This is a genomic window from Streptomyces sp. NPDC041796, assembly GCF_055590785.1.
The window spans coordinates 5,949-15,286 of the sequence record NZ_JBVJAH010000047.1; the positions used below are offsets into that span (position 1 = coordinate 5,949).

The 9,338-nt window shown below is 61.3% G+C and carries 5 protein-coding genes and 5 pseudogenes; 4 read left to right on the forward strand and 6 right to left on the reverse strand.

The genetic code is table 11. The features are described from left to right. Both ACZ6C1_RS37645 and ACZ6C1_RS37650 read right to left on the reverse strand, forming a co-directional pair. Nucleotides 1–640, reverse strand: a pseudogene (locus tag ACZ6C1_RS37645) (hypothetical protein); the annotation flags it as partial. Between the two features lie 519 nt (nucleotides 641–1,159). Beyond that, on the reverse strand, nucleotides 1,160–2,197 hold the full coding sequence (locus tag ACZ6C1_RS37650; protein WP_469247571.1) for a peptidoglycan DD-metalloendopeptidase family protein: 1,038 nt from the start codon (nucleotides 2,195–2,197) through the stop codon (nucleotides 1,160–1,162). A 1,027-nt stretch (nucleotides 2,198–3,224) separates the two neighbouring features. Here ACZ6C1_RS37650 and ACZ6C1_RS37655 point away from each other — a divergent pair. Both ACZ6C1_RS37655 and ACZ6C1_RS37660 read left to right on the forward strand, forming a co-directional pair. After that, nucleotides 3,225–4,301, forward strand: coding sequence for an aldo/keto reductase (locus tag ACZ6C1_RS37655; protein WP_469247572.1), 1,077 nt, complete (start codon nucleotides 3,225–3,227; stop codon nucleotides 4,299–4,301). A 119-nt stretch (nucleotides 4,302–4,420) separates the two neighbouring features. Beyond that, nucleotides 4,421–4,876: an NUDIX domain-containing protein gene (locus tag ACZ6C1_RS37660; protein WP_469247573.1), complete on the forward strand. Its 456-nt coding sequence runs from the start codon at nucleotides 4,421–4,423 to the stop codon at nucleotides 4,874–4,876. A 528-nt stretch (nucleotides 4,877–5,404) separates the two neighbouring features. Here the strand turns inward: ACZ6C1_RS37660 and ACZ6C1_RS37665 are convergent. Both ACZ6C1_RS37665 and ACZ6C1_RS37670 read right to left on the reverse strand, forming a co-directional pair. Next, entirely contained in the window at nucleotides 5,405–6,064 is a 660-nt protein-coding gene (locus tag ACZ6C1_RS37665) for a response regulator (protein ID WP_469247574.1), read from the reverse strand. Between the two features lie 365 nt (nucleotides 6,065–6,429). Then, a complete protein-coding gene (locus ACZ6C1_RS37670) occupies nucleotides 6,430–7,278 on the reverse strand; it encodes a hypothetical protein (protein WP_469247575.1) in 849 nt (282 codons plus the stop codon). A 537-nt stretch (nucleotides 7,279–7,815) separates the two neighbouring features. Here ACZ6C1_RS37670 and ACZ6C1_RS37675 point away from each other — a divergent pair. After that, nucleotides 7,816–7,977: pseudogene (locus tag ACZ6C1_RS37675) on the forward strand (IS630 family transposase); the annotation flags it as partial. Here ACZ6C1_RS37675 and ACZ6C1_RS37680 read toward each other — a convergent pair. Beyond that, a pseudogene (locus ACZ6C1_RS37680) lies at nucleotides 7,975–8,523 on the reverse strand (IS3 family transposase); the annotation flags it as partial. The pseudogenes ACZ6C1_RS37675 and ACZ6C1_RS37680 sit on opposite strands and share 3 nt — an antisense overlap. A gap of 78 nt (nucleotides 8,524–8,601) precedes the next feature. Here ACZ6C1_RS37680 and ACZ6C1_RS37685 point away from each other — a divergent pair. Continuing rightward, nucleotides 8,602–8,688, forward strand: a pseudogene (locus tag ACZ6C1_RS37685) (IS5/IS1182 family transposase); the annotation flags it as partial. 507 nt (nucleotides 8,689–9,195) lie between these two features. Here the strand turns inward: ACZ6C1_RS37685 and ACZ6C1_RS37690 are convergent. Further along, nucleotides 9,196–9,338, reverse strand: a pseudogene (locus ACZ6C1_RS37690) (transposase family protein); the annotation flags it as partial.

A 9,338-nucleotide genomic window follows, 5' to 3' on the forward strand; every position in this document is an offset into this window, starting at 1 on the left:
GCTGATACTCGGTCGGCGGCAGTTCCGTCGGCGGGATCTCCGACGGCGGCAGTTCCGACGGCGGGACTTCGGTCGGCGGCAGCTCCGACGGCGGCACCTCGACCGGCGGCAGCTGATACTCGGTCGGCGGCAGTTCCGTCGGCGGGATCTCCGACGGCGGCAGTTCCGACGGCGGGACTTCGGTCGGCGGCAGCTCCGACGGCGGCAGTTCCGACGGCGGGACTTCGGTCGGCGGCAGCTCCGACGGCGGCACCTCGACCGGCGGCACCTCCGACGGCGGCACCTCGACCGGCGGCACCTCCGACGGCGGCACCTCCGACGGCGGCAGTTCCGACGGCGGCACCTCCGACGGCGGCACCTCGACCGGCGGCACCTCCGACGGCGGGATCTCCGACGGCGGCAGTTCCGACGGCGGCAGTTCCGACGGCGGGACTTCGGTCGGCGGCACCTCCGACGGCGGCACCTCGACCGGCGGCAGCTGATACTCGGTCGGCGGCAGTTCCGTCGGCGGGACTTCGGTCGGCGGCACGCACTCCTCAGGCACGCACTCCTCGACGCACTCCTCAGGCACACACTCCTCGACGCACTCCTCAGGCACGCACTCCTCAGGCACGCACTCCTCGACGCACTCCTCAGGCACGCACCGCTCCTCCTGAATCCGTGCCGCTTCGTCATGGCACAGGTCGCCAAAGGCCAGGTTCAGGAGGCCGTAGCCGGAAGCGTTGGCGCAGCCGTCTGCAGGCACGCTGTTTGGCGCTTGAAGCACAATGCCTGCCTCGCTGCCCGTCGATACACCCGTGGTTCCGCGGGCGCCGGCTTGCGCAGGAAGTAAGAAGACACCCCCCGCCGCCATGGCAGTTGAGATTCCCAGCAGAACGCATCGTCGCATTCTTTTTCCTTGTGGTTGAGTAGCAGGCGCACCCTGCAGCGGGCATGCGCTTGGCGGATTTCGTTCTTTCTTGCGAGGCAGGAATCCAGACGCTCCTATCCTTGCGCTCGGACACGATGGAGCAGGACTGCCGGATCGACTCAGGACCAGGCTTCGACCGCGCTCGCCAGGCGTGATAGGCATAGATCGTAGAGATCGTCGAGTCAGCCCGGCTTGGTGGCGCTGGGCTACGAGTATCCCTATTCACCAAACCCGTCACGTCACGGTTCTTCAGATAACTACTCCACGCTCGCAAAGCCAGGCAATTGGGTCAACCGCCGATCCGAAATCTGGAGTGATGCGCACTTCGAAATGCAGGTGCGGGCCCGTGCAGTTTCCCGTGCATCCCGATTCGCCGATCCGCTGACCGGCGTAGACTCGACTCCCTCTTCCTGTGAGCACATTGGATAGGTGAGCATATTGAGTGAAGTAGCCATTTGGATGCCGCACGATTACGTTGTTTCCGAACGCCTTGTCGCAACTGGCGGCGATGACCACTCCATCACCAACCGCATGTACCGGGGTCCCAGTATCGACAGCGAAATCCTGCCCCGTGTGCTGGCTTTTCCAATGAGGCCCGACAGCAGCAAATCCCGAGCTCAGCGTGTAATGATGCACAGGTGCTACCCAATGGGATGATTCAGTTTCCAGTTCTGAGCCAGAGGCGCGTGGCACAGCTCTGCCTGGCTGGCTGCACGAGTCCATACCGAGAGGGTCTTCTCGCGACTCCAGCAGACGTACCCAAGTGCGAGCCCTGGCAAGCTCTTCCGCAATTTGCCTCTTAGAGACGCTCACTTCTTTGAGGTTATTTTGCATCCCACGCAATGCTACGGCTGCGGCTTTTTCAGTACGACCAAGTCGTTGCCTGACTTCGAGTAGGTCACGCGTTAACCTCCGGGCGACCTCGTCGGCATTACGTGCTGCTTCGAGGTTTCGCATGAAGCGCTCGCCACCATCCCCCGAGAATAGAAGTTTGGCCGTAAGCGAGAGCCCTGAGTTTCTGTACTGCATAGCCGCAATACGGCCACCCCACTCGCGCAACCGCGCGTATCTCTGCCTGTTGGCAGACAGCTCTTTGCTAAGACGCCGCGCCACTCGAGCCTGCTTGTCTACCTCTCGACGAGCCGTTTCGTGACGCTCTGCGATCAGCATCGATTTTGCATATAGGCGCGCTGCTTCAAGTCGCGCGGCCGCCAAACCTTCTGCTGCTTCAGTTTCCGCCATTGCCCCATTCGCTGGTACCTGAATGATCATCACAAGGATGATCATCAGTTGAGTGAATCGCGTCGACAATCCTCTTCTTTTACTCGCGCCACGCAATCGCGACTGACCGGCTCGGGGTGTTAATTGCGTCAGCCACACGCGTTCGGATGTACGGAGCATAGACCTAATACGCCTGTCGTCATATTGTGCACTTATGTCATTTATGGTGGCTGGCCCGCTGACGATGAGCGCCTACCTAGAGGCTCTTGGCTTTCTGATGTGACGGAATAGGGCATCGTTGACAGGAATATTCGACGCCAGGCTGTCCGTCGCATACCATGCACGCGTTGCCGGGTTCACTGTCCCTCGTACACGGAGTGCTCGATCGGGAACCTGGTCACGGCTTTCAGGCACCACTGGAGGTTCCTGCTGCCTGAGGTTGTGAAGGTGACTCGGCTGGCTGGTCGGTGCGGATCGACGACCGGCTAGTGGGCGGCCAGCAGTGACCAGATCCTCGTTGCCTCACGGGCCAAGTGCACTGTGCTGTGGGTCTGCCAACAGGCCATATTGCCTTCCGCCCAGGCCTGGCAGGTGAAGTCGTCGGGTGAGCGGTTGCGGGACCGTATCGCTCTGGGAGTCCTGACGGGTTTCCCGCCCGAGCTGGTGGACGAGGTGGTCGCTGTCCAGCAGCATGTAGCGGGCGTCTGCAGACCTCCAGAGCGGTTGTCAGACCGAGTGCGAGTCCGGCCCGGTGTCCGACCACGGCGTGGACGTGCGCGGTGCCCGACCACGGCGTGGACGTGCGCGGTGCCCAGCCCAGGCTGCACCCAGGAACCGGCGGCGAGTTTTAGCAGGGTCGCTCTCGCCCAGGTACACAGGAGACCAGGGCGCGTTCCGCAGGTGACACCCGGCATGCCAGGTCACTCTCACGGGTGACGATCGGCATCGTGGCCGACTCCACCAGGGCATGCAGATCCCGCGTCTTGTGGCTGAAAGGATGCCAGGGGCCGAGTTCCAGGCGTCATACATCGAAGGACGGCCACTCCTCATGCTCAGGGCTGTAGCGAGACGCTCATCAAAAGGTGAGCGCTACTTGGAGCTTCTGACCCGTCGGCGGCTCATAGTGAGGGAACGCATCGTCTTGCATGAGTTCGAATCCATGAGCTTAAGAACCGGCGGCGACAGCAGTGCGCGGACTCTCTGCAGACGCCTGGGCCGCAGCGGGCTGTTTGTCTCGGCTGTCTCTCTCAGGTTGAACTGTGGCTCTGGAATTGACGAGCCGCAGCCATCCAAGCAGTTGGCTCTAGTGGAGCGTGCCCTCGAGCTAGGTGTGAACCACTTCGACCTGGCGGTGCCGCCGAGCCAGCAGTCGACGAAGAGAGATTTCCTCCAGCAAGGTGTGCTCGCTGCCTTGCTCGAGTGCCGCGACGATATCGTGTTGTCCGCTCAAGTGGGCTTCCACCCCCATGGGAGAATGACAGGGTTCGGCTCTCGGAAGCACATCACGTCCGCACTCGACCACATCCTGCGGCACACCGGGCTCGAGTACCTTGACGTGGTGTACACCAACCGCTACGACCGCACCACGCCAGTGCGGGAAACCGTAGAGGCCCTTGCCGCAGTGGTGGATCGAGGAAAAACACTTTACCTCGGCCTCTCGGACTACGCGCCGGCCTCGGCTCTTCGAATGGCACAGGCTCTGATTGAAGCTGGAACTCCCGCTATCGCATGCCAGACTCCGTTGTCTGTTCTCAACCCTTGGGCGCAGGAAGCGCTCATGCCCATCATGGATGAGCAAGGCGTAAGTATCGTTGCTGAAACCTCATTACCCCAGCGCCTGGTGTCATACGCGAGCGGAATCTGTGCGGATGGCGGCACACAAGATGCCTCAGGGCTGAGCGTCCTGCGACAGGAAGCGATGAAGAGTCTCGAAGGCATTGCCCAGCTGCGTGGCCAGTCATTGGTCAGCTTGGCAATCAGTTGGGTTCTCCGAGACTGGCGCGTGTCTTCGTCTCTTCTTCCCATCTCGTCAATCGCGCTACTCGAGGAATGTCTCACATCGGTCAATCACCTCGCCTTCACCGCTGATGAGCTGTCCGCTATCGACTTGTGTCGAGAAAGGATTGACGCCATTCAACAGTCAGCACTAGCATTCGACCGTCACTTGTGAGTTTGTGCATCTCGAAGCTGCCGACTGCGGGTCCTCCCACCGTCACAATCCCAGACAAACGTGACGCCACGACGGCGGGGCTGCCGTATAGAAAGCCCCTGGTTCACTACGGTGTCAGAATGAACACTCACGCTCTCTCCCGTCGGCGCCCTTGTCTCAACCGTGGCGCAGTCGCCATCGTGGCCAATCACCGGGGGGAGTTGCTTATGCACCTTCGGGACGCCCATCCACACATTGTCTGGCCTGCTCACTGGAGCCTTATCGGTGGCCAGGTGGAACTTGGAGAGCAGCCGGTCGAAACCATCGTCCGCGAGTTGGATGAAGAAGCTGGCTTAACGGTTGGCGGGCTCGCAGAGCTGTTTGACATCCACGACGCCAATGGATCGAAACAGCTCGTCACATTCTTCTCCTGCATCTGGGACGGCGACGAGACCACGCTGGTGTTGACGGAGGGGGTCAAGCTTCGGTTTTTCGATCCGGGATACCTCAAGAACCTCGTTATCCCGCCGTTCATCCGGGATGGCATCGAGCGGTACCTCGCTATCCGGACCGTTCCGCAGGCCTCCCAGTGTTAGACCGGAGTGCGGCGCCGAGTCCGAGGAATGCCAGGTACTTGATGGGGTTGCGTTCCTAGCAGATGTCGGTCGGTGGCGTCTGATGAGCTAGCAGTTGGCGCGCTCCATGAGCACCGAGGGTCTGGAGCACTCTTGGGATCGACGCCCTTGCGTCGATGCAAGCTTGACTTTGGTGAGTTGTCCCGGCAGCTATCTATGCAGTTCGGGGCGGTCGCAGGCTTGTCAGCGTGGAGTTGCGCGGCTCGTCTGCAGTCGGTCCACCATAGGTTGCAAGCTGTGACTGTCATTGACGTTGCCATCCCGTCTGCCGACGACGAGAGCAACCCTCCTTTATCGGACAGTGCGTTCACTCTTAGCGGGTTTTCACCAGTGCACGGGACTGTGTTCGGCCCCGTCTTGCACCCTGATGTGGGGCGGAGCCGAGCAGGGCACGGGAAACGTCGATGAGGTGGCGGCGTCGAGACGGTGCAGACCCGCTTCATGGAGACAGCCCCGGCCCTAGACCACATGGCACATTCGGTGCTCGGCTCAGGAAGCCTCCAGCAGTCCCGCGTGATGGGCTACGAGCGCGGCCTGGACTCGGTTGGCGCACTGGAGCTTGCTCAGCAGCCGACTTACGTACGCCTTCACAGTTGATGCGCTCATGTGCACAGCACTGGCAATCTCGCTGTTGGACAGGCCCTCGGCCACTAAACACAAGATCTGCTGCTCTCGGTCGGTCAGCCCCGTGATCCGCGCCTGGGCGTCCGTGATCTGGCGAACATCACGTGCTGCAAAGTCCGATATGAGTCGACGAGTGACCGAGGGAGCAAGCACGGCGTCCCCCTCGCTGACGCTCCGGATGGCTCGGATCAAGTCTTCAGGCGGAGAGTTCTTCAAAAGAAACCCCATGGCGCCGGCTCGGAGAGCTCCATACATATACTCATCCAAATCGAAGGTAGTGAGAATCACAACCTTCGCCGGGTATTTCAGACGGGTGATCTCCCTGGTTGCGTCCACCCCGCCCATTACAGGCATACGTATGTCCATCAGCACCACGTCCGGCCTATGCATCCGCACTGAATGTATTGCTTCGGCGCCATTGCATGCTTCGGCGACCACACTCATATTTGGGTCCGCCTTGAGTATTGCCCCGAGGCCACATCTCACCAATTCTTCGTCATCAACAACGACCACACGAATACTCACGCAAGAAATCCTTTCGACGGTATTACAGCCATGGACGAAATCCGTCCGCACTGAACGGGCAGAACGTGATTTCGCTGCCTAGTTCACCGACCCGTACATGGAGACTGGAAAGGTCATTGCCGCCGCGCGGAATGGGCAGGTTTATTCGCTGCTTCGGCTTCTCCTTCAGGGTGAGTAACCGGAAGAATCCACAGGGTGCTGTAAGTGTCACCCTTGTGGGGGCCGAGCCTGCATGCGTTTGCACGTTCAACGTGCCTCGCGCACTATGCGGGTAGACTGTGTCATCATCTGCGGCATTTAGAGACTGCACTGACCTAGTTGAACCAGATCGACACGAATTCCGGCTCCCTGTGCAGGTTACCGGTTCAGGGAGGCCCCCTGTATCGGCTATTCCACCCGTATCCGGCTCTCACTCCCCCAGCCTTAACACGCTGAGCACATGATGGAGCTCGTCGAGAGCACTCATTCCCCATGGCGTCGATCATCTTCCCGGGGGTATCAATTTCTCTACACCCACTGTAATTCACCTGAAGAGAATTCGTAAAGATTGCCATAAGCCTTACTCGATGAGCCACTGAATCGAGCATACCCATCGCAACACAGGGGTGCTTTTCAATGAAAGTCCAACGGCATGCAAATTCTCTCTCGCAACCGAGAGGCTCGGTCATATTAACTAGATATTCAGACTGCACTTGGCGGGCCCTGGCGTTGAAGCCCAGGGTAAGTGGTGCAACCACATAGAAGAGGAGGGCGACGCCGTCTCCAAAAACGATTCCCCTAAACCCGGGAAGAAATGCGATCCCGAAAAATACCAACACTGAGGCGCCACAGAGCATCAAAAGCGCACTGAGGTGTTTGCTGTACTTTGCCAGTGAATATAAATAAATGGGCAGTGGTGTAACAAGGAGGAGAATGGGTGTTGCCGCCACCGCCACTGAGCAGAGCCATGACGGCCACCGGCGCCGCCCCGCGATACCCAGGCCCATCACGGCAGCACATGCGATAACCACTGTCTTCGGAATATTCAGCGGGTGTTCACAATGCTGGCCAAGCAGTGCAGTGACGGCAGCCACGTATCCGGCTGCGCAGGCCACGTCGAACAGGCTCCAAGGTCCTTGCCACCACGCACTGTCCAGCGCCGGCAAACGAGATGCCACATAGCTCGACTCTGGGAAGGCAGCTCTCCCCGATTTGAGGAGCGAGTTGAACGGCATGGCACGCCTCATTCCTGGATGTGTGCCGCGCGGTGGTCCGACAGGAAGTCTTTCGATGAGCGCGGCAGGCAGAGCGGTCCCGCGCGCCCGCTCCTTCTGAGGGCACGGAGGGACCGCAGCGTGCTGACGCGCTGCAAAGGAGACTGCGCACGGCTTCGCGCACAGACAGCAGCGGCTCGGGAAGCATAGATACTATAGGCGTCATTACCATTAGATGTGAATCGAGACCCCTCCCGCTGCGCCCGCGCCAGCAAGCAGCGAACAGATTGTTGATTTTGTAACCACTTTGGTCAACATAGGTCCTTCGGCACCTTTGCGCTGTCCACCGTGGTGACGAGGGCGCCACACCGGCAACCACGTGCCGGGGACGAACTACAAGACGTGTGGCGGACGGTGATCTGCCTGAGCAAAGGCAAGCCCGACGGGCTGTCCGCTCGAACTGGCGCTGGCCAGGCTGGCGTTACTGACTTCAGCTCGTCAGGGTGAGCTTTCGTGAAGTCGCTGATGAGCCGGTTGTGGGGGCTGTATCCCTGGTGTGTGAGGTATGCGGATGGGGGCGGGCTGACCGCTGCGGGGCGTCAGCGCCGTGAGGCGGTACGGATGCAGGCGGCTGAGTTGTTCGAGCGGAAGATCAAGCCGCCGGAGGTCGCCCGGCGGCTGCGGGTGAGGGGCCTTGACCCCGAATCCTGGACACGGTTATGCGGCTTGGGCCAGCGTAGTTGATGTTGTTCGGAGTGCTGTCTCGTAAGCGATGGGGCTGCGGTGTCCGAGGTGGGAGTGACGTCGTTGGGTGTTGTAGCGGTGGAACCATCGGAATGCATCGAGGCGGGCCTCGCGCTCGCTGGACCAGGTCTTTCTGCCCTGGAGCGTTTCGCGTTTGAAGGTTGCGTTGAAGGACTCCGCGAGCGCGTGGTCCGCGCTGGACCCGACCGCGCCCATACTCTGGATCACCCCTGCTGACCTGCAGGCTTCGGCGAATGCCCGGCTCTTGTATTGCGAGCCGTGGTCGGTGTGCATGATCGCGCCGGTGAGGCTGCCGCAGGTCCGCCGGGCCGCGGCCAGGGCGTCGGCGACGAGTTCCGTTCGCATGTGATCGGCGATCGCCCAGCCGGCCAGGCGGCGTGAGGCGAGGTCGATGACGGTGGCGAGGTAGCAGAACTTCCCGCCGTCCAAAGGCAGGTGGGTAATGTCGCCTACATACTTCGTGTTCACCTCGGTCGCGGTGAAATCACGTCCGATCAGGTCGGCGGCCTTAACAACCCCTAACGAAATGATGTTCGGGCTGGTTGGATGGCTCTCAGAGCGTTGATCTGGGGGTGCAGGGTGGCTCGGCGCAAGCCGTGGGAAGTTGATGACGAGTTGTGGGCGGTGATCGAGCCGATCCTGCCGAAGGTCGAGCGTCGGCTCCGCTGACTTCAGCACCTCATTGACCTCGCGCAGCCGCTTGTTCTCCGCCCGCAGCCTGCGCAGTTCCTCGCGTTCGTCGCTGGTCACACCCGCAGTGACGCCCTGGCTGATCCACGGCGTGACGCCGCCCGCATGTACTCCGCCGCAGCTCGTCGCACGGTACGGCCACACTGTCCCCGGCCTGGACGTCGACGCGTGGCTGCAGGAGAACGCCCCGGACTTCGACTTGGCGGCTTGGCGGGGTGTCCACGACGAGAGGCTGCGGGTCCAGCAGGCCAAGCGCGAGGAGCAGCGGCGTAAGGAACGGGCTCGCCGGAAGAAGCCGGAGAAGGGGGGTGGCGTCATGGGTGACGCCACCCCCGAGGAGGCCGGAGAAAGGGGGGGTGGCGTCACTGGTGACGTGACCGGTAGCGTCATGGGTGACGCCCTATCTAGAACCGGTGGTCCAGAGACTTCTTTTCCAGACGAGCGGGCCCCCTTCGGGGGCGTAGCCCCCAATGAGCTTCTTCGGCGTTGCTTCTCCAGGGTGAGGACGGCCTTGACGATTGACGTGAGTCTGTTGGGGCTGACGCGGGCTTTGCGGAAGATCCGCCAGGCCTTGAGGCGTGCGAAGGCCCGTTCCACAGGCGAGCGGAGTCGGGCGTGTGCCCGGT

Bases quoted from the DNA above. Each gene is read 5' to 3' on its own strand.
- ACZ6C1_RS37650 (WP_469247571.1), bottom strand. From the start codon at position 2,197: ATGATCATCCTTGTGATGATCATTCAGGTACCAGCGAATGGGGCAATG.
- ACZ6C1_RS37660 (WP_469247573.1), top strand. From the start codon at position 4,421: ATGAACACTCACGCTCTCTCCCGTCGGCGCCCTTGTCTCAACCGTGGC.
- ACZ6C1_RS37670 (WP_469247575.1), bottom strand. From the start codon at position 7,278: ATGCCGTTCAACTCGCTCCTCAAATCGGGGAGAGCTGCCTTCCCAGAG.